This is a genomic window from Streptomyces sp. NPDC058985, assembly GCF_042740985.1.
In the GTDB taxonomy this organism is placed as follows: domain Bacteria; phylum Actinomycetota; class Actinomycetes; order Streptomycetales; family Streptomycetaceae; genus Streptomyces.
The window spans coordinates 46599-70882 of sequence record NZ_JBHYJX010000042.1; the positions used below are offsets into that span (position 1 = coordinate 46599).

General features: G+C 70.9%; 27 protein-coding genes and 1 pseudogene. 25 read left to right on the forward strand and 3 right to left on the reverse strand.

Features of this window, described 5'->3' with window-relative positions:
- Nucleotides 1-8 precede the first annotated feature (8 nt).
- Entirely contained in the window at nucleotides 9-1115 is a 1107-nt protein-coding gene (locus ACFW01_RS29670) for a tyrosine-type recombinase/integrase (protein ID WP_384508683.1), read from the reverse strand.
- 206 nt (nucleotides 1116-1321) lie between these two features.
- On the opposite strand from ACFW01_RS29670, the gene ACFW01_RS29675 reads away from it, so the two are divergent.
- From ACFW01_RS29675 to ACFW01_RS29775, 21 genes are all read left to right on the forward strand, one after another.
- Nucleotides 1322-1771 (forward strand): hypothetical protein, encoded by a 450-nt coding sequence (locus tag ACFW01_RS29675; protein ID WP_384508686.1) that lies wholly within the window; start codon nucleotides 1322-1324, stop codon nucleotides 1769-1771.
- A 98-nt stretch (nucleotides 1772-1869) separates the two neighbouring features.
- On the forward strand, nucleotides 1870-2307 hold the full coding sequence (locus ACFW01_RS29680) for a hypothetical protein (protein WP_384508689.1): 438 nt from the start codon (nucleotides 1870-1872) through the stop codon (nucleotides 2305-2307).
- Complete coding sequence (locus ACFW01_RS29685; protein ID WP_384508692.1) at nucleotides 2304-3140, forward strand: relaxase/mobilization nuclease; 837 nt, start codon at nucleotides 2304-2306, stop codon at nucleotides 3138-3140. Before ACFW01_RS29680 ends, ACFW01_RS29685 begins: the two co-directional genes overlap by 4 nt.
- A gap of 128 nt (nucleotides 3141-3268) precedes the next feature.
- Nucleotides 3269-3847, forward strand: coding sequence for a hypothetical protein (locus tag ACFW01_RS29690; RefSeq protein ID WP_384508695.1), 579 nt, complete (start codon nucleotides 3269-3271; stop codon nucleotides 3845-3847).
- A 21-nt stretch (nucleotides 3848-3868) separates the two neighbouring features.
- Nucleotides 3869-4624, forward strand: a complete 756-nt coding sequence (locus tag ACFW01_RS29695) for a hypothetical protein (protein ID WP_384508698.1) — start codon at nucleotides 3869-3871, stop codon at nucleotides 4622-4624.
- 341 nt (nucleotides 4625-4965) lie between these two features.
- The gene (locus tag ACFW01_RS29700) at nucleotides 4966-5352 is read left to right on the forward strand and encodes a hypothetical protein (protein WP_359911952.1); all 387 of its coding nucleotides are present in this window, start codon (nucleotides 4966-4968) and stop codon (nucleotides 5350-5352) included.
- Nucleotides 5349-6152 carry a DUF317 domain-containing protein gene (locus ACFW01_RS29705; RefSeq protein WP_384508701.1) on the forward strand — a complete coding sequence of 268 codons (804 nt, stop codon included), beginning with the start codon at nucleotides 5349-5351 and terminating at the stop codon, nucleotides 6150-6152. Before ACFW01_RS29700 ends, ACFW01_RS29705 begins: the two co-directional genes overlap by 4 nt.
- Before the next feature lie 25 nt (nucleotides 6153-6177).
- Complete coding sequence (locus tag ACFW01_RS29710) at nucleotides 6178-6531, forward strand: hypothetical protein (protein ID WP_384508704.1); 354 nt, start codon at nucleotides 6178-6180, stop codon at nucleotides 6529-6531.
- On the forward strand, nucleotides 6522-7343 hold the full coding sequence (locus ACFW01_RS29715; RefSeq protein WP_384508707.1) for a DUF317 domain-containing protein: 822 nt from the start codon (nucleotides 6522-6524) through the stop codon (nucleotides 7341-7343). The genes ACFW01_RS29710 and ACFW01_RS29715 overlap by 10 nt, the downstream gene beginning before the upstream one ends.
- A 371-nt stretch (nucleotides 7344-7714) precedes the next feature.
- A complete protein-coding gene (locus tag ACFW01_RS29720; RefSeq protein WP_359911964.1) occupies nucleotides 7715-7939 on the forward strand; it encodes a hypothetical protein in 225 nt (74 codons plus the stop codon).
- A 2-nt stretch (nucleotides 7940-7941) separates the two neighbouring features.
- Nucleotides 7942-8724, forward strand: coding sequence for a DUF317 domain-containing protein (locus ACFW01_RS29725; protein ID WP_384508710.1), 783 nt, complete (start codon nucleotides 7942-7944; stop codon nucleotides 8722-8724).
- 32 nt (nucleotides 8725-8756) lie between these two features.
- Entirely contained in the window at nucleotides 8757-10547 is a 1791-nt protein-coding gene (locus ACFW01_RS29730) for a type IV secretory system conjugative DNA transfer family protein (protein ID WP_384508713.1), read from the forward strand.
- Nucleotides 10544-11059, forward strand: coding sequence for an XF1762 family protein (locus ACFW01_RS29735; RefSeq protein WP_384508716.1), 516 nt, complete (start codon nucleotides 10544-10546; stop codon nucleotides 11057-11059). Before ACFW01_RS29730 ends, ACFW01_RS29735 begins: the two co-directional genes overlap by 4 nt.
- Nucleotides 11060-11067: 8 nt before the next feature.
- On the forward strand, nucleotides 11068-11595 hold the full coding sequence (locus tag ACFW01_RS29740) for a hypothetical protein (protein ID WP_384508719.1): 528 nt from the start codon (nucleotides 11068-11070) through the stop codon (nucleotides 11593-11595).
- 80 nt (nucleotides 11596-11675) lie between these two features.
- Complete coding sequence (locus ACFW01_RS29745; RefSeq protein ID WP_384508722.1) at nucleotides 11676-12137, forward strand: hypothetical protein; 462 nt, start codon at nucleotides 11676-11678, stop codon at nucleotides 12135-12137.
- On the forward strand, nucleotides 12134-12901 hold the full coding sequence (locus ACFW01_RS29750) for a hypothetical protein (protein WP_384508725.1): 768 nt from the start codon (nucleotides 12134-12136) through the stop codon (nucleotides 12899-12901). Before ACFW01_RS29745 ends, ACFW01_RS29750 begins: the two co-directional genes overlap by 4 nt.
- A gap of 26 nt (nucleotides 12902-12927) precedes the next feature.
- The gene (trpA, locus tag ACFW01_RS29755; RefSeq protein WP_384508728.1) at nucleotides 12928-13935 is read left to right on the forward strand and encodes a tryptophan synthase subunit alpha; all 1008 of its coding nucleotides are present in this window, start codon (nucleotides 12928-12930) and stop codon (nucleotides 13933-13935) included.
- A gap of 54 nt (nucleotides 13936-13989) precedes the next feature.
- Entirely contained in the window at nucleotides 13990-14913 is a 924-nt protein-coding gene (locus tag ACFW01_RS29760; protein WP_384508769.1) for a hypothetical protein, read from the forward strand.
- Nucleotides 14910-16175 carry a DNA cytosine methyltransferase gene (locus ACFW01_RS29765; protein WP_384508731.1) on the forward strand — a complete coding sequence of 422 codons (1266 nt, stop codon included), beginning with the start codon at nucleotides 14910-14912 and terminating at the stop codon, nucleotides 16173-16175. The genes ACFW01_RS29760 and ACFW01_RS29765 overlap by 4 nt, the downstream gene beginning before the upstream one ends.
- A complete protein-coding gene (locus tag ACFW01_RS29770; RefSeq protein ID WP_384508733.1) occupies nucleotides 16175-17293 on the forward strand; it encodes a DnaB-like helicase N-terminal domain-containing protein in 1119 nt (372 codons plus the stop codon). Before ACFW01_RS29765 ends, ACFW01_RS29770 begins: the two co-directional genes overlap by 1 nt.
- 64 nt (nucleotides 17294-17357) lie before the next feature.
- Nucleotides 17358-18731: a DUF317 domain-containing protein gene (locus ACFW01_RS29775; protein WP_384508736.1), complete on the forward strand. Its 1374-nt coding sequence runs from the start codon at nucleotides 17358-17360 to the stop codon at nucleotides 18729-18731.
- 177 nt (nucleotides 18732-18908) lie between these two features.
- On the opposite strand, the pseudogene ACFW01_RS29780 reads toward ACFW01_RS29775, so the two are convergent.
- Nucleotides 18909-19553, reverse strand: a pseudogene (locus ACFW01_RS29780) (DUF5655 domain-containing protein); the annotation flags it as partial.
- A gap of 92 nt (nucleotides 19554-19645) precedes the next feature.
- Nucleotides 19646-19771, reverse strand: coding sequence for a hypothetical protein (locus ACFW01_RS29785; RefSeq protein ID WP_384508739.1), 126 nt, complete (start codon nucleotides 19769-19771; stop codon nucleotides 19646-19648).
- 39 nt (nucleotides 19772-19810) lie between these two features.
- Here ACFW01_RS29785 and ACFW01_RS29790 point away from each other — a divergent pair, with 39 nt between their 5' ends.
- From ACFW01_RS29790 to ACFW01_RS29805, 4 genes are read left to right on the forward strand one after another with little or no spacing between them, the layout of a single operon-like run.
- A complete protein-coding gene (locus ACFW01_RS29790; RefSeq protein ID WP_384508742.1) occupies nucleotides 19811-20836 on the forward strand; it encodes a tyrosine-type recombinase/integrase in 1026 nt (341 codons plus the stop codon).
- Nucleotides 20833-23337, forward strand: a complete 2505-nt coding sequence (locus tag ACFW01_RS29795) for a tyrosine-type recombinase/integrase (protein ID WP_384508745.1) — start codon at nucleotides 20833-20835, stop codon at nucleotides 23335-23337. The genes ACFW01_RS29790 and ACFW01_RS29795 overlap by 4 nt, the downstream gene beginning before the upstream one ends.
- Nucleotides 23324-23785, forward strand: a complete 462-nt coding sequence (locus tag ACFW01_RS29800; protein WP_384508748.1) for a hypothetical protein — start codon at nucleotides 23324-23326, stop codon at nucleotides 23783-23785. Before ACFW01_RS29795 ends, ACFW01_RS29800 begins: the two co-directional genes overlap by 14 nt.
- Before the next feature lie 47 nt (nucleotides 23786-23832).
- On the forward strand, nucleotides 23833-24270 hold the full coding sequence (locus ACFW01_RS29805) for a hypothetical protein (protein ID WP_384508751.1): 438 nt from the start codon (nucleotides 23833-23835) through the stop codon (nucleotides 24268-24270).
- Nucleotides 24271-24284 lie beyond the last annotated feature (14 nt).

A 24284-nucleotide genomic window follows, 5' to 3' on the forward strand; every position in this document is an offset into this window, starting at 1 on the left:
GTCGCTCCCTAACCCCCTCCATCGAGCGCCCGGTCCAAGACCTTGCGCATCATCGTGTTCATGAAATCGCCGCTGACCCCGGTGTACAGCGCGGTCGTCGACGGGTAGACGTGCCCGACCTGCCGCTGCACGAACACCGGATCAGCCCCATCCTCAATCTGATGCGTGACGTGGCTGTGGCGCAGGCAGTGCGGCACCAACGCCTCCTCCAGCCCCAGCGCGTCACGGTACTCGGCGAACCGCGCCTCGATCTCCCGCGGCTTCAGCCGGCCACCGCGCTCGGTCAGCCACAGCGCCGCGCTGCTGGCCGCGGCCGGATAGCGCGGCCGGATGTTCGTCACGTAGTCGCAGACGGCCTCCGCCGCCCACGGCATCACCGTCAAGGTCGTACGCCGCCGCGGAGGGGAGCCCCTGGTCCGCTTGCCGTAGCGCACATGCAGCGCGCCGAACCTGCCCAGCTCCGGCGCCTTGGGATTGCGGTAGAAGTCGACCTCGTCCAGCCGGGACGTCTCGGTGCAGCGGCTCCCCCAGCCGTACATCACCTTGAACACCGTGGCATCCCGGTACGCCGCCAACGCCCCTTTGCGGCCGTGCCGCACCACCCGCTCCACCTGCGCATCGGCGTGATCGAGGAATGCCTGGATCTCCTCGCGGGTCATCGGCCGTCGCGCCGGCTGCCCCTCGTAGTCGACCAGATGCGCCGTGGTGTTCCACTCGTGGCAGATCTGCACCGGATGCGTCCCGAACCGCGCCTCGCACTCCGCTGGCCACTGGTAGTGCGGCGAGGTGACGTAGTCGCAGAACATCCGGATCGCGCCCTGATAGCCGCGGATCGTGGACTCCGCGCGCTTCAACTCGCCGATCAGGTACGTCATCCACTCGTCCAGATCCGACGCCGTCCACTGCCACGGATAGGTGTTGGTGTACGCCGCGAAGCGCCGCACCATGCCCGTCCGGTCGTCGATCGTGTCCGGTTGCAGCCGTCGCCCGCCCTGCTGCTGCCGCTCCCAGCCGCTCAGCATCGCCTCGAAGACTGCGTCTTCGGGGTGCAGCAAAGACACGCCCTGCACCAGGACCAGGCGAGCTGACGCCTCGCTCACGCCCGCTCCGCTCACCCAACTCTCCCTCTCACCTGATGCGCGAATCATGCATCAGGTGCACGCCATCGCACAACACCGCAGGCCATCAGCCTGCGTACGAAAGAAGGGACGCCAACGTGAAGCCGCAGAACACCAGCTCAACCTCGAATGGATCACGCATCAAACGCAATTCCACGGGGTCACGCACGACCTGGAAGATCATCCACAGCTGTGGACACGAAGTGACGCATGACCTGTCCAACCGCCCCGCCGACCGACGCGCCGGATTCGCCCGCTGGCTCGCGACGAAGGACTGCACCGACTGCTGGAAGGCGTCACGCGACGCCGACACCGAATCCAAGGAGGAGTGGCTCGCGGCCAAGCGCGCCGCGGAGCAGGAGGCAGCCCGAGCGTGGGCGAAGCGATTCGACATGCCGCCGCTGGAGGGCCCCGAGAAGCCTCTGGACTGGGGCGAGCGCTCCCGCCACCAGCTGATGACCGGCGCGCACACGACGCTGGTCGTGGAGGGCACGTGGGACGAGGCGGACTGGGCGGAGCTGGAGGAGAAGGCCCGCGCCGTGACCAGAGCCGGCTGGTGGATCGACCAGCGCGACGCCGAGGGCTCTGACCTGCTCGAACTCCTGGAAGCAGCCGGCGAGGACGACCTCGGCACGGAGAACCCCTTCCGCTGAGGCCGGGGCAACATAGCCGGACAACGCCGGTTAGCCAAACCGGCGTTCCTGCGGACCATTGATCCTCCCGCCGTTCCCCTCGCGTGGAAGGACTCCGCTTGCTTCCCCCGCCCTGGACCCCGCCGCCCGCCCCGGTCCTCGCCCTCACGCCCGACCCGCTCACTCCCACCCGGGACATCACCCACGCCCACTTCCAGGCCGGCGAGACGGTCGTCGTGCTGAAGGGGGTTGCCGGCGGGGAGCTGTGGGGCGACGCGATGCGCATCGTCGCCCCGTCCTGGCACACCCCCACCGACGAAGACGGATGGCGACTGCGCGACCCGACCGGCGGCGCCCAGACCTACACTACCGGCCACCCCCGGTACCTCGTGCACCTCTCGTGGCGCTGTCCCGACTGCCTGATCCACCTGCGGGCCATGGAGGACACCTTCCTGCCTCGCTTCGCCGACCGCGAGGAAGTGATCGACTGCGGCTGGTACACGACCACCGCCCTGGGCCAGCTCGTCCACCTCGCCGATGCGCGGGGCGGCCGGTGATCCCCCGCCTGAACGAGCGCACGCACCGCTCCCACGGCCCCCTCGAAGAGGCGCTGGGCCGGCCGGTCTCCCCTAACGAGGGCCTGACGGACCACACGGTCGTCGCTCACTGGCCCGGCCTGGACCACTTCACCCTGGACGACGAACAGACGACGTGGACGGCCACCCAGTGGGCGGAGCACCTTGAAGACCCGTACCTGGAGCACCCGTTCGCCGCCAGCCCGGACGACGACCGGCAGGCGATCCTGCACCTGGACGTCCGCCTGCATCCGCAGGACCGCGACCTGACCGGACCGGAGTGGTCGGAGGTTGCTCATCGGCTCGCGCGGGCCGCCGGTATCGAGATCCCCGGCAAGGAGCACGGCTGCCGGTGGATCGCCGTTCAGGCGCAGCCCAGGCGCTTGGACCTGATCGCCAACCTGATCCACCTCGACGGCGCCTGGCACGCCCCACCCGCCGACAGCCTGCGCCGTCTCTCGGACCAGGCCCGCCGCATCGAGCAGGACCTGAACCTGATCCCCGTACGCACCGGCAGCAGCGCCATCCCGGCCGCGCCCACGGCATCCGCCCAGCTCGACCGCGTCCTCACCCAGCTCGCCGAGGAACAGGCCGGCCCTCTGGCCGCGGTCCGCGGACTGATCGAGCACATCGCCCACCGTCTCGAACGCCAGCCGGGACCCGCTGGCGTCGAAGCGGCACACGGCCTGGAGCTGATCGCCCGCCGCCTGCACGCCATCCAACAGGACCTGGACACCACCGCAGCACGCTTGGTCCAGCCCCGCACCGCCGCACTTCCCCCGCCTGCCCGGCGCTCCGCCCACCGATCACCGTAGGAGAAGCCCTTCTGCCCTCGACCGACCGCTTCCTGGACATCCGGCGCAACCCGCACTCCGGCGAACTCCTCGCCCGTGGGGGCGACCTTGAGGCACACAGCGTCCTGCAGCGCGCGGGCTTCGTCGCCGTGGTCCGCCTCCACGAGACCTACCACCGCACCCCCACCGGCCTGAACCGGGACGACGAGACCCGCCTGGCCACCGGCGCCGTCGCCCGCCTGCGGGCCCTCGGCTACCACGTCGACTGCGACAAGGACCTCGACACCGAGGCCCGCCCCGCCAGTTACCCCACGCTCGGCTCCTCCGTCGCCCACGTCGCCGAGCGCATCCGCGAGGCCACCACCACCGACGAGGCGGCCGATGCGCTGACCGAGATGACCGCCCCCGGCGACGGCATCCTCGCCGCCCTGCACGAGGTGCTGACCGCCGCAGCCGACTTCCATGACCACCTCGGCCAGCCGGTCGACCCCTACGTCGCCCGGCGCCTGCGCTACCTCGCCGAGGAGTACCTCCACCTCATCGGCACCGATCTCGCCCACACGCGCAACGCGCTCGCCGACCGGCACGCCCCGCACCCCGGCCGCAGCACCTGCACCGGTGAAGTGCCGGCCGCCGAACGGGAGCGCTCCGCCGTGTGCGCCTGCCCGCCCCCGCCCCGCCCGCTCCCGGCCCCGCCGCCCCCGCTGGCCGCCGCGATGCGCCGCTGACCTCCCACCCGCAAGGACACCATGCACGACCCCACCTCCGAGCGCCTCGCCTCCTACGCCGACGTCCTCGCCGGCGAACTCCCGGACACCTGGACCAGCGCTCACCTCCCCGCCGATGCCAAGGACGACCTCGCCGAGCTGGCCGAACGGATCTGGGACCTGGACCTGGTCGCCGCCGCCCTCGCCGAGCACCCGCTGACCGAGGCCGCCGTCCTCAGCCGCCCGGACGGCGCGCAGTTCGCCGTCCTGGACCGGCACGACGGCCGCGACGGGTTCCTCATCGCCGCCCTCGCCCCGCCAGCCCTGCCCGACGAGGCATACCGCGCGGTCGGTGAACCCAACGGCATCGCCCTGACCGACGACCCGTTCCTCAGCGCGGAGCAGATCGCCGACGACCTGCTCGCCCGCTACGACCGTGCCCTCGCCCAGGCCCGCCACAACGCCCTGGCATCCGTCCAGCCCTCCCAGCCGGACCGCGTCGTTCTGACCTGGCAGGTGGACGGCAGCATCGCCACCGCCCCCGCCGACGACCGCGCCGGCGCCATCCTCACCGCACACGGCTTCGTCCAGGACCCTCTCAGCGGCATCTACCGCCTCACCGGCGACGACACCCAGGCCCAGGCCCGAGCCCTGCGCGCGATCGGCCCGCGTCTCGACGCGCTCGGCATCGGCACCGCTCTCCAGCACCCCGCGGGCCGCAGCGCGCCCACCGCCGCGCCCGCTTCGCCACCGCCCGTCCCGGCCGGCTCCCGGTCGCAGGCCGTCCGTTCCCGGTGAGGGTCCGCCGCCAGGCCACGAACCCGATCGCTTCGCACAACTCGGCGAAATCGTCGACACGGTAAGGAGCCCGGGTGGTCCCGGCACCGCGCCGGGGCCACCCGGGCCCGCCGCCCGATACCTGGAGCACCTCGTAGCAACCCGCACACCCCCGCCCATCAGTGCCCGGCGCAAGCCGCGACTGGCCACGGCCCTCTTCCGCCGCTATCTGCGCGCCTGCCTCCCAACCGGCCCCGACCGGCCCTCCCCGCTGGCCGGCGCCCATCCCGAGACCGTCCTCGCGGAGACCCAGCGCATCGGCTACCGCCATCACCACTGACCGTCCATCCACCAGGAGGAGCATGTCCCACCCCGTCCCTCAGCCGGTGAAGCTCGCCGACGACATCACCCGCCAGCTCGGTCAGCTCGCCGACCACCTCTCCCAGCTCCCCGCGCCGCAGGCCGCTCAGGTCATCGCCCGCATCCTCGACCCGGAGGCCGGAGTCCTCGGCGGCGTCACCCACCTCGTCATCACCGGAAGCCACTTCGCCAAGAGCGAGGCCGAACGCGGCGCCCTCCCCGCCGAGGTCTGGCTCGCGCTCGGCCGAGCCGCCAACGAACTGCACGACATCAGCCTGGACCTGGACGACCACCAGAACCTCCTCCAGGACCTCGGCGCTCGGCCGGCCACCACCGCGGCGGCGAAGCCTGTGGCCCCTGCACCGCTCGTCGCCCGGCGACACCGGTGAGCAAGAAGCAATGGCAGGGCTGGGGGCCCGGCGAGCGGGCAGAGCAGCACTACCTCGTCCAGCCCCGCGCCCTGGCCGGCGGCGGCGACGTCCGGCACATCTCGGAGTTCCTGCGCGCCTGCGGATGGCGGGAGAAGTCCAAGTCCGACGGCCCGCTGCTCATGGAAAGCCCCAGCCGCGCGCTGCGCGTCGTCTACGACCCCTACGTCATCCCCGGTGGATGGACCATCCACGGCAAAGCCGACGCGCTCAACGGCGAGTGGTCGGCGCACCTGGGCCGCCAGACACCGGTGGAAATCGTCGCGGGCCTGACCGACGCCCTCACCCGGCCCCGCTCCGCTCACGCGCCCAACGTCTGGGCACCGCTGCAGGAGCAGCACTGGAACACCCACGCCGAGGGCGAGCACTACGTGGCCACCAGCCCGGACGGCAGCGCCAGCCTGCACTACCAGCACGGTCCCGACGGTTCGGCGACGTGGTGGGCTGAAGCGAGGGACACGCAGAACAACGGCTGGACGGCCAGCTTCACCCCGAACACCCCGATGCAGCTGGTGCAAGCCTTCGCCACCGAACTCGCCAACCCCGAGCCCGTCATGCGCCCGCGCGGGCGCGTGCCGAGCAGCGCGCAGATCCGTACCTGGTCGGTCTCCGTCACGCCCTCCCAGCTCGGCGCCTGGCAGCAGGCCCGGATCACCGCCGCCCGCGCCGCCACCTGGGCCCGAAGCAGCGTCCACAACGCCCGCCCGCGCACCAAGACCCGCCCTCACGCCCCCGCCGGCGGCGCCCGAACCCGCCGCTGAACCCCCGCCGCCTTCAAGGAGCACGATGCCCGCCCCCACCCCGGACGCCCTGAGCACCCTGACCGACACCCTCGCGGACCTCACCGAGTACCTGCGCGAGAACCCCGACCCCACCGAGGCCCTCGCCCTGATCGAGCCGCTCCTGGACGAGTACACGGGCCTGCCCGTCCAGTTCGCCGACACCCTGCGCGCCCTCGCCCGCACCATCCAGGAGCACCAGATAGCCGCCGGCGCGACACACGTCAGCCTCCTGATCGCCGAACTGCTCACCGCCGCGTGGGAGCAGAGCGACCAGCACACCCTCCACTACGTCCTGGACGAACTGCGCGCACTGCACCAGGCAGCCGAGAGCGACCCGGAGTGCGGCGCGTGCCGCTGAGCGAACGCCAACTCGCCTCCTTCGCCGACAAGCACGCCGGGCAGATCCCCTTCGACACCAGCCCCCGCCACCTCGCCGGCCCCGGCGACGCTCGCCACGTCACCCACGGCCTGGCAGCCGCCGGATGGACCACGCTCTCCGACCCCCTCGACGCCGAGATCGTGATGCGCAGCCCCGATCACCGCTACCGCCTCCAGTTCGACCCCCAGTCCACCACCTCCGCCTGGTGGCGGCTGCGGGCCGAGAACAGCGACAACGGGCCCGGCTGGTACGCCGAGTTCGGCAAGCGCGTGCCAGCAGAGGTCCTCGCCGGCCTCACCGACGCCCTCATCGCACCGGCCTCACCGCAGCAGGACCCCTGGGACCCGGTGACTCGAGCGGGCTGGCGACGCGACGAGGCCGGCGCGGCGCACTCTCCGGACTCCCTGTGCCACATCGAACGGCGCCCGATGAGCGAGTTCCGCCTCCATCCGTCGTGGCACATCGAGGCCCGCGACGCCCGCGACGCGCAGTACCCCGGCCCGCGCATCTGGCACGCCTTCCTCGACGAGCACGTGCCCGACCGCCTCGCCGGCGCCTTCCTCACGGCGCTGACCGACCAGAGCCCGCTGCAGCGCGGCATGTTCGACCGCACCGCCCACCACAGCGCCGTCAAGGAGTCGAGCCCGCTGAGCCCGCAGCAGGTCGTCGAGGCTCACACCGCCCGCATGAAGGCAATCGGCGCACAGGCCCGCGCCGCACGCCGCCGGCAGACCACCCCCGCGCCGCGCCCGCCACACACCGCAGCCGTCCAGCCCACCGCCCACCGCTGAACCGGAAGGACCGCCTCATCCCCCGCACCCTGAACCACCGCCGCACCTCGCTACGGCGCCTCAACCGCTACCTGCGCAACAGCGACCGGATCCTGGCCTCGTGGGACGCCTACACGGAGTTCAACACCGACCTGGACGGCTGGCCCTTCGACGACGACGCCTACGGCCGCCGGGCCGCCGTCCGCGACTCCGACACCGCAGCGGCGTTCACCACCACCCGCGCCGGAGCCCGCCAACTCCTGGCCACCGCGCGCCTCCAGCTCCAGCAACTGCCCACCCACCTCACGCGCAAGAGCTGGCCCGGACAGCTGACCATCCTGGAGCAGGCGCTGAACCGCCTCGACGCTCTGGACGCGCAGTGGCGACAGACCGTGGCACAGCTCCCCGAAGGCGCCGGACCGGGGAGCGAGGCGTACGACGACGCGCTGGACGAGCACCACGCCGAGTGCTGGAGCTATCTCGACGACTGGGCCTGCCACGGCCGCGCCATTCTCGACATCCACACCGCCACCCGCCGATCCGGCCCTCAGCCCAAGCGCCCCCAGCTGCCCGTCCTGACCTCGCGGCCCGGCGGCTACCGCGCGACGAGGCGGTGAGCGTGGCCTCCACCGCGGAGACCGTCGAGGTCGACTTCATCACCCCGCGCCATCTCGCCGGTGGCGGCGACCCCGCCTGGATCACCGTCCCCCTCCACCGCGCCAGCGGCTGGAGCCACGGCGACGACCCGCTGATGCCGCGCGTGCTGCTCTCCAGCCTCGACCAGAAGGCCCTCCTGCGCCTGGAGCCGGACCCAGAGGGCCAGTGGTGGACCCTCCAGCACGCCGCCGAGCCAGGCCGGCCCGCCTGGTACGCCAGCTTCGGCGCCCGCACCCCCGTCGAACTGATCGCCGCCGTCACCGACGCCCTTACCGACCCAGTCCCGCCGGGAGGTGAGGCTGCCGACCCGTTCGAGCCGCTCCGGCAGATCGCCTGGTCCGCTCCGGCCGTTGGTGCCGACGGCCTGGTCTCGCCGGACGACACGGCCTACGTTCAGCGACTGGGCAGCGCGGAGGAACCGGGGGCCTGGTTCGTCACCGCCACCCTCGGCCCAAACCGACCGGTGTGGCAGGCGCGCTTCGACGCCCACACCCCGCCCCACCTCGTCACCGCGTTCACCACCGCGCTCGCCGACCCGGACCCCGTGTACCGCACCACAGGCGCGCGCGGTCTACCGACCCTGGACCCCCGCCTCGTCACCCGCCGGTACATCGACGTCCCCGCCGCCTACGTCGCCGCCGCGCTGGAGGAACGCGTCCGCTCCCTCGCTGCCCGGCCCGCCGGTACGCAGCCGGCCCCCATCCCCGCACGGCACTCGCCGCCGCAGCGCGGTCACAGCCACTAGCCCTCCCGTCCCCGCCCGGAAGCACCCAGCCCTTGCCACCCTCCTCCACCAGCAACACCGACGGGTACGACCTCGCCCTGCGCCTCCTGCTCGGCCTGGCGGCCCTCGCCATCCCACTCGCCCACCTCGCCTGGCTCGGCGGCAACCTCACCGCCACCCTCACGGGGGCCGCCTGGGCGCCCTACCAGCCCACTGCCGCCCTGCTCCACCCCGAGCAGGTCTGGCCCACCGCAGGAGAAACGTCCCTGCTGGTCGGCGCGCGCATCGTGCCCGTCGTCCTCCTCCTGGCCCTCGCCGCCGTAATCGGCCTCCTGTGGACCCGGCACAAGAGCTCGGGCGGTGGCCGGAAGAAGAAGATCACCGACATGGCCAAGGCCCGGGACATCGAGCCCCTGATGTCCAAGGCCATCACCGACAAGGCCCGCTCCCTGCGACCGAGCCTGAAGAACGCCAAGCACATCGACGCCAAGGACACCGGCATCCTCCTGGGCAACCTGCAGGGCACCAGGCACGAGGTGCGGATGGGGTTCGAGGACGTCGCCGTCGCGATCATGGCACCCCGCTCGGGCAAAACCACCTCCCTCGCGATCCCCTCCATGCTCAACGCACCCGGCCCGGTCCTGTTGACGTCGAACAAGGCCGCCGGCGATGCCTTCACCACCGCCTACGAGGCGCGGGCCCAGGCGGGGGCGGTGTGGACCATGGACCCGCAGCAGATCGCGCACGCCGCCCGCGAGATGTGGTGGAACCCCCTCGCCGGAGCGAAGACCCTGGACGGGGCGAACCGGCTTGCCGGGCACTTCCTCGCCGCATCCGTGGACGCCTCCCAGCAGGGCGACTTCTGGTCCAAGGCCGGCAGCAACATCCTCTCCCAGCTCCTGCTGGCCGCAGCGCTCGACGAGCGCCCGATCACCGACATCATGGCCTGGCTCGCCTTCCCCGCCGACCGCACCCCGCTGGACATCCTGCGCGACCACGGCTTCACCGCCGTCGCCGCTCAGCTCAAGGGCACCGTGGAAGGCCCGCCCGAGACCCGGGACGGCATCTACGAGACCGCCCGCCAGTACGCCGCGGCCCTCCTGAACGCGGAGATCGCCGCCTGGGTGACACCGCAGAAGGACGTCGCGGAGTTCCGGCCGGAGCAGTTCGTCACCTCCACCGACACCCTCTTCCTGCTCAGCAAGGACGGCGGCGGAGGAGCCAGCGCACTGATCGCCGCGTGCGCGGACTCGGTGATGCGGGCCGCGACCGCTCAGGCCGAACGCGCCGGCGGACGCCTGGACCCGCCCATGCTGGCGATCCTCGACGAGGCCGCCAACGTGTGCAAGATCAGCGACCTGCCTGACCTGTACTCCCACCTCGGCAGCCGCGGAATCATCCCCATCACGATCCTGCAGTCCTACCGCCAGGGCCAGAAAGTCTGGGGGGACGCGGGCATGGACGCCATGTGGTCCGCCTCGACCGTCAAGGTCATCGGCTCCGGCATCGACGACCCGGACTTCGCCGACAAGCTCTCCCGCCTGATCGGCGACCACGACGTACAGACCACGTCCACCTCGCACTCCGAATCCGGCAAGAGCACGTCGGTGTCGATGCGGCAGGAGCGGATCCTGCCCGCCGACGCGATCCGCGCCCTGCCCAAGGGCACCGCGCTCTGCTTCGCCACCGGGATGCGCGCGGCCATGCTCGACCTGCGGCCGTGGTACCGAGAGCCCGGGGCGACGGAACTGTCCGCCGCGTCCGACCGCGCATCGCAGGCGATCACCGCCCGCGCGGTAGCCAAGCACACGCCCACGCAGTCCGACTTCGGGACCGCCGCGTGAGCAGCACTTCGCTGGTCCTGGTGCCGGTCCGCTCGCGCCAGGCGAAGGAGTTCGTACAGACCTGGCACCGCCACCACCCGCCGCCCACCGGGCAGATCTTCGCCATCGGCGCCGCCGACGAAACAGGCGTCCTCCGCGCGGTCGCAATCGTGGGCCGGCCCGTAGCCCGCCACCTCGACGACGGCGCCACTGTCGAAGTCACCCGGACCGCCAGCGACGGCACCCGCAACGCCAACTCGTTGCTCTACGGGGCATCGTGGCGCGCGGCGAAGGCCCTCGGATACCGGCGTCTGATCACGTTCACGCAGGAAGGCGAGAGCGGCGCCTCCCTGCGTGGCGCGGGCTGGCACTTGATCGCCCGCCGTCCCCCACGAGCCGGATGGCACACCGCTTCCCGTCCCCGGACCGGCCACGGCAACGACCACGTCGCCCGCTTCCTGTGGCAGGCCCCCGACCCGACGCCGTCCGTCCCCAGCAACGCTCCCGCAGCACAACCGACCGGACCGGAGTAGCCCCGCACATGGTCGACCTGACCGAACACACCCGTCTACTCGGCGAGGTTTCCCGCACTCTGAGGGAGCTGTCCACCGAGGCCGGACGCATCCGGAAGGGCGAGATCGCCAAGCCGGTCCGCGAGATCGCTCCCCTCAGTCTGCGGGTGCACGAGCTGGCCGCGCAGTGCACCCGGCAGGTCCACGACCTGTCGGTCAGCCACTATCCGACGACGGAGGGGGGCGCCGAAGCCCTGGCCCGCCTTGCCGGTGCCTGCGCACAGATCTCGCTCGCCGCCACCTTGTGCAACCTCGCCATCCACCACCGCACCGAGATCTACCTCTACGAGGACGCCGACCCCACCCCCGCTACCAGCGCCGATCAACTCCGCCGCGCTGAGCGCGAAATGCAGCGCGCCGCCACCACCTATCGCGCCGTCGCCCAGCAGTTGTCCCGCCGCCTCGCTTCCTTCACGACGCACCCTGAGTTCCTGCACCACAGTCCAACCCTGTCCAACGCGACGCCGCCGACCCTCGCAGCCAGGCGCCGGACCTGACAGCACCCCGAGCCGGACGAGCCCGGGACCTCACGCCTGGAGATGACCTGTACACCTACGAACCCCACGACCTCGAAGACATGACCCCACTGGACGCCCTGGACGCCGTGGCCGCGGACGTACGCGACCACACCGTCACCCTGGACGGAACCGGCCTGTTCACCGCCATGCGGCACATCGACCTGCTGTGCCATCTCACCGCGCGCATGGCCGCCGACGCCGAGTACCAGCTCGCGCCGAACATCGCCGACCTTCCGCCCGCCACGACCCTCGCCGCGTGCACCGGCCAGCTCGGTCAGGCCATCGCCCACTACACCCAGGCGCTCGCCCCGCTCGTCGCCCTCACCGCGACGAAGCACTACACGCTCGGACAGAGGCTCGATGCACTGAGCCATCACAGCAGCCTGCGGATCCACCTCCAGGGAGCCAGCAGGGCTCTGGCTGCCGCGCGCACCGCGCTGGAAGTGCAGCAGCCCCGGCCCTCTGCGGGCCCGCCCGCCACGGCCCCGCAGCACGGCGTAACAGTCCGGCGGCGGGCATGACGGCACCGGCTCCCGACGAAAACCTCCTGTTCGACGTGGCCGCTCCGCCGACTCCCGTCGAGCGGCTGCTGCTTCTCGCCGACCAGTACGTGCAGCACAACGACATGCTCGACCGCCTTCTGCGGAGCGAGGCCCCGCCCGAAACCGACGCCCACGTCGCCTCGGCCCAGCAACTCGCCGCCGCAACCCGCACCGCTCTCAACGTGGTCACCGACGAACGCCTCTTCCAAAGCCGCGACCTGACCGATGTGATGGTCCGCCTCCAGCAGCTCGCCTTCCTGAGCGGCAGCTCCGCGGATCAGCAGCTCCCGACGGCACGCTCGCTGACCGCCTTGGCCCCGGAAGCAGCGGTCGGATGTGCGGACACCCTCGCCCACGAGATCCGTCGCCGACGGTCGACCGCCGGCGACGGGCCGGACCAGCCCCTCACCACGGCCCACAGCACCGCCCTCTGGGAAATTGCCTGCGGAAACGTCGTGGCCACCGGCTCCCTCGCACGGGAGTACGTCCACTACCGCGACGAGCGCGTACTCATCGGCACACTGCGGGCGCTGGAGACGAAGGGGCTCGCGGAGCGCGTCCCGAAATCCGCGCCCTCCGCCTACGTCGGGGGGCCGCTCCAAGACCGAGTCCGTCTCACCTCCGCGGGCGCCATCGCCCTGGCCGCCGCTATCAGCGGGCCACCGGTCCGCAGGACACCCGGCACCACCCCGGCGCCCGCACCCACCGCGGCGAATACAGCCACCCGCAGCCGCCCCCGCTGACCTTCGACTCCAGCGCGGGTCACCCCGTGACGCCCCACGCCGACACCCTCCCGCCGGCGTGCACCTCGCGGTGGCCCGGCGCCGCGAGCGTTCCAGCAGACACCCCGCCGCACCGGCAGCCGCCCCTGCAGCCCCGGCCCACCACTCCGGCCAGTCGGCCCTGTCTTCCCGATCGGAGAAGCCACACGTCCACCAACGCCCATGGCCTGGCCCTCGCCCCGGCCAACGTCCCTTCCCTGCGCAGCCTTCTCAGCCGCCCCCCTTGTGCGCTGGGCACCTTCGTCCCCGCCGGCCTCCACTCCCCGCGCGAAGAGCGTCGCCACCTGAAGCAACTTGCCCACGCCGGCACCGATTTCTTCGAGGTCGGCCTCGCCCACCACGACGCACACCTCGACGGACCCGTCATCCAGGACGCCTACCGCCGCGCGCTGCGCAGCGGCGATGCCCTGAACCGCACCGTCCGCGCGGTCGCGTACGCCGCACACCTGCGACCGACCGTCGTCATGACCTATTGGGAACCCTTCCAACGGCACGGCCCCGAATCCGCGGCCCGCCTCTTCGCCGAGGCCGGCGCATCCGGCGTGATGATCGTCGACCTGCCTGACCACCACGCCGAGCGCTGGCAGGCCGCAGCACGCCACGCGAACCTCCACACCCCACGCCTCGTCCCCCGCCGCACCACCGACGACGGCCTGGCCGCCGTGGCCGCCAACGCCTCCGGGTGGCTCTACGCACCGGCCAGCGCTCAACCCACCGGCTACCGAGGCCCGCTCGACATCCCCGCCCTGACCGCCTTCACCCGGCGCTTGCGCGCGGCGAGCCCCTTGCCGGTCGTATCCGGCGTCGGGATCTCCACACCCGCCCTAGCGGCACACGTCGCGCCCCTGGTGGACGCCGTCGTCATCGGCACCCCCATCGTCCGCGCTCTGGCCAGCGCCCCCGAACAAGCGCCGCAGCTCATCGCCGCGTTCGCCCACGCCCTTGCTTCGACGACCACCGCAGAGCCGCGCGCCCACTCCCGTCCCCGCCACTGAGCAGTCGACAGGACCACAGCGCACGCCGCACCTCCCCTACCCCAGGACAGAGCCATTTCCGATCAGCCCCAGTTCCGCGCCCTCTCCCTCGGCGCCGGAGTCCAATCCAGCACCCTCCTTGCCCTGTCGGCCGAGGGTGTCCTCCCCAAGGTCGACTACGCGATATTCGCCGACACCGGATGGGAGCCCAGAGCGGTTTATGCCCACCTTGACCGACTAGAAAGGGAGGTAGCCGCCCCCGCAGGCATACCGGTCTCTCGCGTATCGGCCGGGAACATCCGCAGCGATGCCCTTAATCCCGATCACCGGTTCGCCTCCATGCCGCTGCACATCCTGAATCAGGACGGGCGACCTGGGATGACGCGGCGCCAGTGTACCGGCGAATACAAGGTGCGGCCGATAAAGCAGAAGGTGCGCGAACTGCTCGGCTACCCCTACCCGAACCGCATACCCAAAGGCGTCTTCGTCGAGCAGTGGGTCGGCATATCCACGGACGAATTCCATCGCGCGAAGGACGCAGACGTCAAGTACATGAGGAACCGGCACCCACTACTGGACATGTCATGGAGCAGGTCCGACTGCGTGCGCTACCTGACATCTCTCGGGCTCGTCGATACGCCGAAGTCGAGTTGCCTGGGATGCCCGTTCCACGGAAATGCCCAGTGGCGGCATATCCGAGATACCTCCCCCTCCGAGTGGGCGGACGTTGTCGAATTCGACGCGGCCATCCGGCAGGGCAATGCTCGCGCCAATGCGTCGGGCAGCCGATTGCTCGGCGAGGCGTTCCTGCACCGCTCGCGCGTGCCACTCAGCGAAGCCCCCGTCGATCACGTCACCGCTGCCGAGCGGGCTGCCCTGCAGCTCAGCGCGGAGGAGGCCGAGGTCCTGGAGAGCGGTGTCGAGGACGGCTGCTCGCCCTGGGCATGCCGCGGTGATACCGAGGTGCCGACGCAGGACGGCTTCGGGCTGGCCACGTGATCCTCGACCTCTTCGCGGGGCCGGGCGGTTGGAGCAGGGCCTTGCAGGTCCTCGGCGTGCGCGACGTCGGACTGGAGTGGGACCCGTGGGCGTGCAAGACCCGCTGCGCTGCTGGGCAGTTGACCATCCGGTGCGATGTGGCGAGGTATCCGGTCTGGCCGTTCGTCGGCCGTACCCGCGGGGTGATCGCCTCGCCGCCGTGCCAGGCGTGGAGCATGGCCGGCAAGCGCCTCGGGCTGCTGGACCAGCCGCTGGTGCACGCGGCGGTCGCCGACCTGGCCGCCGGACGTGACACCCGTGAACGCCTGTTGGCCGCCTGCCGCGACGAGCGCTCCCTGCTGGCCGCCGAGCCCATGCGCTACCTCTACGCCCTGAACGCCGTGGGCGAGCCGGACTGGGTCGCCATGGAGGAAGTCTCGGACGTCCTGCCCCTGTGGAAGCAGTACGCCGCCGTCCTGCGCGGGTGGGGTTTCTCCGTCTGGTACGGGATCCTCAACGCCGCCGACTTCGGCGTACCCCAGACCAGGAAGCGGGCGATCCTCCTCGCCTCCCGCGTCCGGCCGGCACAGCCGCCCACGCCCACGCACGCCCAACTCGCCGAACCTGAGTCGCTGTTCGGTCCGGGCCGGGCCCGCTGGGTCAGCATGGCCGAAGCCCTGGGCTGGGGAGCCACCGACCGCCCCGTCCCCACCATCTGCGCGGGCGGCGGGCCCGGCGGCGGGCCCGAGCCATTCCCGTCGGGCTCCCGCAAGACGCTCTCCGACGCCCGCGAGCGCGGCACCTGGATGCCCCGCCCGGACGGAGTGGTCCTGCAGTCCCGACGCGAAGGCGCGGGTTGGGCGGCCCGGCACGGCACCCGCGAGAACCGGCCCGCCGACGCTCCGGCGCCGACGTTCACCGCCGAGGCCCACCGCTGGTCCTGGTCGCTGCGCAGCAACAACCAGGCCAACGCCACCATCCGATCGGCGTCAGAGCCCGCCGGCACCCTGTTCTTCGGACACCGCGCGAACGAGTGCACCTGGGTCGCCGAACCCGCCGCCCCGTCGACCGACGACGCTGCTGCCGTTCCCGAGCCAATCCGGATCACCGCCCGCGAGGCCGGCCTCCTGCAGACCTTCCCCGCCGACTACCCCTGGGCCGGCAACAAGGGCCAGCAGTTCTCCCAGATCGGCAACGCCGTGCCCCCGCTGCTCGCCGGCCACCTCCTCGCCCCGCACCTCGGCCTTCCCCTGAACCCCGACGACTTCACCCTGGCCGCCTGATGCCCCACATCCCCGAGCCCGACGAAGACGACCTCGACGCCCTCGCGCCTCCCCAGCCCGTCTTCCACGTCGAGCAGGCCCTCCTCGGTGCCCTCCTCCTCGACCCACACCGCCAGGACGACGTCAGCGGCATCGCCGCCGACTCCTTCTCCACCGCCGCGCACGCCTCCCTGTACGGCGCGATCACCACCCTGCCGCGCCCCGACCCCGCCGAGCACGCGAAGAACACCCAGTGGCTCGACCGCGTACTCACCACGGCCCAGGAGCAGGCACGCGGGCTGACCGCCTCCTACCTTCACACCCTCGTCCAGGTCTGCCCATGGCCGAGCCACGCCCCCGCCTACGCCCGGATGGTCGAGGCCGAGCACGCCCGCCGCCGCCTGCACACGGCCGCCGAACGCCTCGTCCACACCGTCCACGACGCCTCCCTTCCCCACCCCATCCAGACGGTGCTCGCCGAGGCCGACGCACTCGCCGCGGTCGCGGACGACATCGCCGCCCGCTTCCCGCCCCGCGCAGGCGTCCTTCCCCGCACGCCGGCACCGCCGCCGCACGCCGCGACCCATCCGACGAAGGCCGCCGAGGAGGAGCAGCTCCTCCTCGCCACCGCCACGGCCTACCCCGTCGGCATCGACTCCGTCCGGTGGCTGCTCCCCGATGACTTCACCGTGGCGCTGCACACTGGTCTGTGGCAGTGCCTGACGGCCCTGGCCCGCCGTGGCGAGCCCGTCGACCCCGTCACCGTCCTGTGGGAGGCCCAGCAGCGCGGCCTGCTGGACGACGCAAGCGCACCGGACGAGGTCCTGCGCATGCTCGCCGAACCGGCCGGGTCCGTAGAGCACTGGGGCGAACGGGCCCTGCAGCGCTCCCTCCTGGCCACGGCCGAACACACCGGCCGTCGCATCCAGGCGTACGCGGACGACCCGGCGAACACCCCGTTCCAAGTTGTCGTCGGCGCCCGCCGCGCCCTCGCCGACGTCGCCGCCGTCCGCACACGCTGGCACCACGCCACCGCAGCCACCCCACCGCAACGCCAGCGGCCCACGCCCACCACCCGCGCCGGACCGCCGACCACCAGGGCCGCGCCCACCGCCCGATCCTCACGAGCAACCCGGTAGCCCCCGACGACGCCGACGGCCGGGCAGCAAGGCCCGGTCACCGGCAGGACAGATGAGACCCCACGTGACTCCCCCCATCGACGCCCGCATCCGCCTCGACACCCACCCCACCCACCCCAGCGCCGTCCAGGCCGTCGTGACCGGCTCCCAGGCCCGCATCGCCGTCATGGTGTTGGAGGCGGGCGGCTGGAGCGTCGCCGCCCCAGGCGTCCTGGTCCTGGCCCGTATCGACCGCGAGGAGCCCTACTGGGCCAATGACGCCGCCACGCACATGGTCGCCGAAGGCATCACCGTCGACATCACCCCGCAACTCCGGGAGGCCATCGTCGAGGAATGGACCTGGCCGGACTACCCGATGCCGTGGTGCACCCGCAGCGAGATCCGCGAGGTCTCCCAGCAAGCGCAGAAGATCCACGACGACATCCACTACGGCCAGCTCCTCATCCACGCCCACGCCGACGACGGCCACACGACCGTCGCGGTCGGCACGTACCTCCATCGAGGCGGCAAGTCCGTCTACCTGCACGGAGTGGACCATCTGCGCCAGATCGCCGACACCTTCGACTCGCCCGCCCAGGCCCTGCTCGCCTTCGAGAAGGTTCACGCAGTCGAGATGCGCCCCGGCCCGGCACCCCTGACGGACACCGAACGCGAGGCCATCGCAGCACGCTCCGTCTTCGACGTCACCACCGCCACGTCCGCGCCCGCCCCCGCGAAGCCGGAGACCGTTCCGATCTACCTGGCAGACGCCGGCGACCACGACGCGCTCCTCGACACCTTCCTCGACGACCACGGCGAGTTCGAAAGATGGCGCACCTGGTCGGACGACACCACCCACGCCATCCACGAGTCGCAGACCCTGCGCGTCGAGCGTGTGCACGAATCCTCCGCCCACGAGACCGCCTGGACCGTGGCCGCCTACGAGACACCCGTCTCCGAGCGCATGTGGGTCCTCACCGCGACCGGCGCCACCCCCGCCCCGCTGCTGCAGGATCTGCTGACCCACCTCGCCGACGGCGAGGGATGGGACACCGCCCTCGGCGCCCCGGTGAACGAGAAGAGGGTCACCGAGGCCACCCAGCCGCTCTCCAGCGCCGGCTGGAAGCACACCGTGGACGGGCGGTGGATCCGCTGGACCTCATCCGACGGGAACGCCGGCATCCAGTTCGACGCCTTCGCCGCGCAGCACCCCAGCCAGAACCAGGCCACCTGGACCCTCTGGGCCGGAACCCAGCCCGACCAGGGCAGACCCACCTGGTCGATCACCGCGTCCCCGCAGACCCCGAGTTCGCTGCTCGCGAGCCTCGCTGATTCCCTCGCCCACGAGAGCGGCACGCGCCAAGTCCGGCGGGGCCGCGAACCCAAGACCAGCCTCGCCTCCAGTCCGCTACCGGGGCCAGTGGCCACGACCGGCCCCTCTGTCGGCCGTTCACGCTAGCCACCGGGGCCACGACAGCGGGGGAACATAGCGCGGGATCGCCGGTTGGCCAAACCGGCGATCCCGCGGACCATAGATAGTCCACCGCCACCCTCTGTCCGCACGTCGAAAGAAGCCCTCACGACCCCAGACACGACTCGAAGCGCGCCCCGTCCGGCGACGCGCAGCCCTGTCCGCTCACGCCGCGGCGAAGCTCGCCCGGAACAGATCCCGGGCCCGCTCCACGTCCTTCGGCGTACGGAGCTGGACCTCCAGGTCGCCGGTCCCGTGGTGACCGACACCAGTGACGTCCCTGGTGAAGTCCGGCACGAGGTCGACGTCCTTCGGGTTGACCTTCAGGTAGACCAGCAGCTTGCTGCGCTGCGGCGGGCACATGCAGGCGAAGTTCCGCAGGCGCTGGTACGCGCGATACTGCTTTCGCTCCACGCGGTTCACGCCGTCCCCGAGCCCGAGCAGTACCTCGTCGACCGCACCCGCCAGCTCCACCATCGCCGCGCCCTGCACTCCGGCCGCTGCCTGGGCAGCCAACCCCCGCCGCGCCCGGCGGGCCACCTGCATGCCACCGCTCACGGAAGCCACGGTCTCAAGGCCGAGCAGATCGCTGCCGAAGAGCCGGTAGCGGACCAGGTCGATCGAGCGCCGGTGCTCGCGCACGGCGTGCACGTCGTAGCGGGTGAAGTCGCCGGCGACGCAGATCAGGCGTGGGCCGCTCCACAGGACCTGGGACGCGGCCGTTACCCCGAGCCGGTCGCGGACCAGGTGCTCGAACTCGGCGCGGTGGTCCATCAGCCAGGCCAGGTAGAACAGGCCCTGGTTGATGACCTGTTGACTGAACTACTCGTGAAGTTTCCGCAGGTCAGTGACCTAATGGTGGAGGCGTCGTTGAGTCGGCCATGGAGGCTTCGAGAGACCTGTCAGCCCTGTCCGTCCCCCTGGTCGGAGAGGTACTGGCCGTGGATGATCCGTGGGATCCGTACTGGCTCATTGGCCCAGCCGGACAACCGGTCGAGGGAGCCGGCGCCTTCCTGCGGGACCTGCATGGAGCCGGTCGTTCAGCGACGACGGCCCGTTCCTACGGGATGGATCTGCTGCGTTGGTTCCGCTTCTTGTGGGCTGTCGAGGTGCCGTGGGACCGGGCGAGCCGGATCGAGGCGAGGGACTTCTCCCGCTGGCTTCAGATCGCCGGCCAGCCGAGGCGTCCGCACTGGCGGCGCCCGAGCGAAGCGGGCCGATGGGCCGCGGGCGGGAAGCCGTACGCACCGTCGGTACGAGCGCACAGCGAGACCGTGCTGCGGAGCTTCTACGACTACCACCGCGACATCGGCACCGGGCCGATCCTCAACCCGTTCCCACTGGACCGGTCACGTCGAGGCCGACGGGCCCACGCCCACCGCAACCCGATGGACCCGCCCCGCAACGAACGCGCCGGGCTCTACCGGCCAAGAGTGCCCGCGAGGGTGCCCCGCAGCGTCCCTGATGAGGAGTTCAACGAGATCTTCGCCCGGCTCCCGTCGCACCGGGACCGCGCCCTGGTCGCCTTCTATATCTCCACCGGCGCCCGAGCCAGCGAGCTGCTCAGCACATGGCAGGCTGGCGTCGATCCGGGACGCCAGCTGATCTCGGTGGTCCGCAAGGGCACCCGAGAAGTCCAGGAACTCCCCGCCTCGACCGACGCGTTCGTCTGGCTGCGGCTTTACCAGCTGGAGATGAACGACGCGATCCCACGCGGGCAGCGCCTACCTGTGTGGTGGACTCTGCGCTCACCATCGAGACCGCTGACCTACCACGCGGTTCACCGGATGTTCGAGCGGGCGAACGCCAAGGCGGGGACGTCTGCGACGCTGCACGCGCTGCGGCACACCGCCGCCTACCGGATGGCCGAGGATCCCAGTCTGCCCCTCACCGATGTCCAGTTCGTTCTCGGTCACGCCCAGTTGACCACGACACAGCTCTACCTCACGCCCCGCAAGGAAGTCGTGATCCGGCGACTGCTGGCCCACCACGCCGAACAGACGCGGCAGGCAGCCGCCCGCATCGCGCCGCCTCCCGCAGCCGACTACCGGCCGGAGAGCCTCGATGTGCTGTTCGGAGCCGGTGCTCGATGAGCACCATCTTGTCGGCGGACACCGACCGCGCACTGGCTCTCGGAGTTTCACCTGGGCGCAACCGCGCAATGGCCGCCCAGAAGCGCTTCCCAGCCCGGACCGTTCCTGACAGCTGGCCGGGCACCGAGCGCTCGCGCGCCGAGGCGGCCCGACTGCTGTCCCGTCCGCCCTACACGCTGAAGAACGCCGGCAGCGAACTACACCACAAGCACGGCATCGTCATGGTGCTGGACTGGCTGGAAGACCAGCCCGGACAGACCTGGCAGGAACGGTGGCAGGCCAGCGGCATCGAGCAGGCCGGCGCCGCCTGGCGGCCGGTGATCAAACAGTGGCTTCACGCGCGTGGCCTGAAGGCAGCCTGGCGCATGCCGGTGGTGGGACGGGCCCTGACGACGGTGATCAGCGCTGAGCTGCTGCGACCGTCGGTGGACTGGCTGGCTGCCGGAGCCAGCCGCCAAGGAGTGCTGGTCCGCTCCATGGCACACAGCCGAGACCCAGCCGGATTTGAGCGCCTGCGAGAGCTGGGCGCTCAGGCCCAAGGCGTGCGGCCGGGCGCCGTCAGCACGACGCTCTGCCGCAGCGCCCTCATCCTCGCGGCGAAGGGCGGCACGCTGACCGACATCACCGTCGGAGACGTGCTGGAGCTCCTCGAGACCCAAGCCGTAGTGCTCAAGCGGGCGATGGCGGGGACCGAGGTGTTCTACCGCCTACTGCACCAGTTCGGGGCGTTCGGGGAGGGCGCCCCGCAGAATCTGCGCGAGGTCCGTAACCTGGGACAGCGGACCCCGGAAGAGCTGATCGACCGATACGGACTGACGTGCCGTCCCGTCCGTGACCTGCTGGTGGACTATCTGCGGGAACGCCAGCCCGCGCTGGACTACAACAGCCTGAGGTCCCTCTCCTACCACCTCGGCAAGTGTTTCTGGCAGAACATCGAGCAACATCATCCCGATGCCGACAGCCTCCGCCTCGCCCCGGACGTCATCGGGCAGTGGAAGCAGAGGATTGCCACCAAGGACAAGACCGTCATCGGTCCCGACGGCCGGCGCACGAGCGCAAAGGTCGAGAAGCTCAATCACCGGGACACGCTCACCCAGGTGCGGGCCTTCTACCTCGATATCGCTCAGTGGGCCCTGGAAGAGCCCGGCCGCTGGGGCCCATGGGTGGCACCGAGCCCGGTGAGGGCTGACGAGTTGGAACACCGCAAACTGCAACGCCGACGCAAGGCGCGGATGGACGCCCGCACCCGCGAGCGCCTGCCAGTGCTGCCGGTTCTTGTCCGCTCAGTCGACCAGCGCCGCAGGGACACTGCCGCGATGCTGGAAGCCGCCCGACACACCATCCCCGGCGAGGTGTTCACGGCAGCCGGTCAGCAACTTGTACGCGCCGTGGTTCCGCACGGGACGGCCGGCCGGATCTGGGCCGAGGGCCCGGACACAGGCAAACGCCGCGATCTGGGGCTTGAGGACGAACGGGCCTTCTGGACCTGGGCCGTGGTCGAGGTCCTGCGGGCCACGGGCATCCGCATCGAGGAACTGCTCGAACTCAGCCACCACAGCCTGGTCCAATACCGGCTGCCCACCACCAGTGAACTCGTCCCCCACCTTCAGATCGTCCCGTCGAAGACGGACACAGAGCGGCTGCTGCTGGTCAGCCCCGAGCTCGCCGACGTCCTGAGCGCGATCATCTGCCGAGCCCGAGACAGCTCCGGGGCCGTTCCCCTGGTCCGCTCCTACGACCGCCGCGAATGCGAGTGGCAGGCGCCAGCCCCGTTGCTGTTTCAACGACGCATCTCCGGTGAGGACCGCGCATTCACCGACGAGACCGTCCGCACCATGCTGGACCAGGCCCTCATCGCCACGGGCCTGACCGATACCACCGGCGACCCACTGCGCTACACACCGCACGACTTCCGCCGCCTGTTCATCACCGACGCCATCCTCAACGGACTGCCACCGCACATCGCCCAGGTCATCGCAGGCCACCAGGACATCAACGTCACCCTCGGTTACAAGGCTGTCTATCCGGAGGAAGCGATCCAGGCGCATATGGCCTTCCTCGCCCGTCGCCGATCCCTCCGCCCGAGCGAGGAGTACCGTGTCCCCACCGAAGATGAATGGCATGAGTTCCTCGGTCACTTCGAGCGGCGCAAAGTCTCCATCGGCGCATGCGGCCGTGCCTTCGGCACCCCCTGCATCCACGAACACGCCTGTGTTCGCTGCCCGATGCTCTGGCCCGATCCCAGCCAACGCGACCGGCTCGTCGAGATCCGCGACAACCTCCTCGCCCGGATCGCCGAGGCCGAACGCGAAGGATGGCTTGGTGAGGTGGAGGGGCTTCAGGTCAGCCTGGCTGGCGCCGAAGACAAGCTTGCTCAAATGGACCGACGAGCTTCCGGCGGTACGGCGATCGACCTCGGCATGCCGCGCATAGCCGCAGTTCAACCCACCCAGGCGGAGGTAACGGCTTCGCTGACACAATCACTGGATGACCAGCAATGACATCCGGTTCGACTCCCATCACCGTGGCGACGGCGGCCCGCTCGTGATCGTCCCCCGCATCGACGGAGCACCACTCACCGAGCTGATCGACGGGTTCGAGATCGCGGCCGGGATGCAGCCCGCAGGCGACGCCTACGGCGGTCTGATCCCGGAGTTCTTCCGGTTCGGCCCGATGCAGGACCACTTCCTCGGACGGTCAACGAACGCGATGGGGCCGAAGACACCCGTACTCGGTTGTGAATGCGGCGAGTGGGGATGCTGGCCGCTCATGGCCCGCATCACCGCGACAGCCGACCTCGTGACCTGGGACGCCTTCGAGCAACCGCACCGCAAGACCCGCGACTATGTGTCATTCGGTCCGTTCCAGTTCGACCGTCACCAATACGATGACGCCCTGCGGGCCCTGAGCACGGTTATCGGCTCCGGCGTCGACGACACGGGCGCATGAGCGCTACCAGGCGCGGCCTGCTTGACTGAAGGATGGGGAAGCGGTTCATGGAAAGGTTCGAGACGGAGAGTCTGGCGCTCATGCCCGGCCAGAAGGTTCAGGCCACGGTCCTCAGCCATCACCCATGGGGTGTGGTCGTTGAGATCGTCGGTTACGAGAACGCGGGTCTGTCGGCCTCCATCGACATGATCCAGCAGTTCTCCCGAACCACGAGCGACCATGACGAACTACTCGCGCTCTTTCCACCCGTCGGTTCGCAGATCGATGCAGTGATCGAGCAAATCCACCGCTGGCATCCGCCGGTATCAGTGCGGCTCAGCATCCGGCCTGCCGACCTGGAGTCGCTGGCCTGGAACTGCGACTTCTGTGGTGAACGGATCACGTTGAGCCCAGGTGGAGACGCCCTAGTCTTCCGAGTCAGGAATTCCGTTCAGATGTGTAGGGTTGCTTGGTGGCACGTACTGGGCGGCCGAAGGCCGAGTTGATCCTGTCGGATGAG

Excerpts from the sequence above, each read along its gene's own strand:
- ACFW01_RS29805 (WP_384508751.1), top strand. The coding sequence starts at position 23,833 with ATGGAAAGGTTCGAGACGGAGAGTCTGGCGCTCATGCCCGGCCAGAAG.
- ACFW01_RS29710 (WP_384508704.1), top strand. The coding sequence starts at position 6,178 with ATGCCCGCCCCCACCCCGGACGCCCTGAGCACCCTGACCGACACCCTC.
- ACFW01_RS29740 (WP_384508719.1), top strand. The coding sequence starts at position 11,068 with ATGGTCGACCTGACCGAACACACCCGTCTACTCGGCGAGGTTTCCCGC.
- ACFW01_RS29745 (WP_384508722.1), top strand. The coding sequence starts at position 11,676 with ATGACCCCACTGGACGCCCTGGACGCCGTGGCCGCGGACGTACGCGAC.
- ACFW01_RS29790 (WP_384508742.1), top strand. The coding sequence starts at position 19,811 with ATGGATCTGCTGCGTTGGTTCCGCTTCTTGTGGGCTGTCGAGGTGCCG.
- ACFW01_RS29695 (WP_384508698.1), top strand. The coding sequence starts at position 3,869 with ATGCACGACCCCACCTCCGAGCGCCTCGCCTCCTACGCCGACGTCCTC.
- ACFW01_RS29795 (WP_384508745.1), top strand. The coding sequence starts at position 20,833 with ATGAGCACCATCTTGTCGGCGGACACCGACCGCGCACTGGCTCTCGGA.
- ACFW01_RS29785 (WP_384508739.1), bottom strand. The coding sequence starts at position 19,771 with ATGCAGGTCCCGCAGGAAGGCGCCGGCTCCCTCGACCGGTTGTCCGGC.
- ACFW01_RS29770 (WP_384508733.1), top strand. The coding sequence starts at position 16,175 with ATGCCCCACATCCCCGAGCCCGACGAAGACGACCTCGACGCCCTCGCG.
- ACFW01_RS29750 (WP_384508725.1), top strand. The coding sequence starts at position 12,134 with ATGACGGCACCGGCTCCCGACGAAAACCTCCTGTTCGACGTGGCCGCT.
- ACFW01_RS29700 (WP_359911952.1), top strand. The coding sequence starts at position 4,966 with ATGTCCCACCCCGTCCCTCAGCCGGTGAAGCTCGCCGACGACATCACC.
- ACFW01_RS29800 (WP_384508748.1), top strand. The coding sequence starts at position 23,324 with ATGACCAGCAATGACATCCGGTTCGACTCCCATCACCGTGGCGACGGC.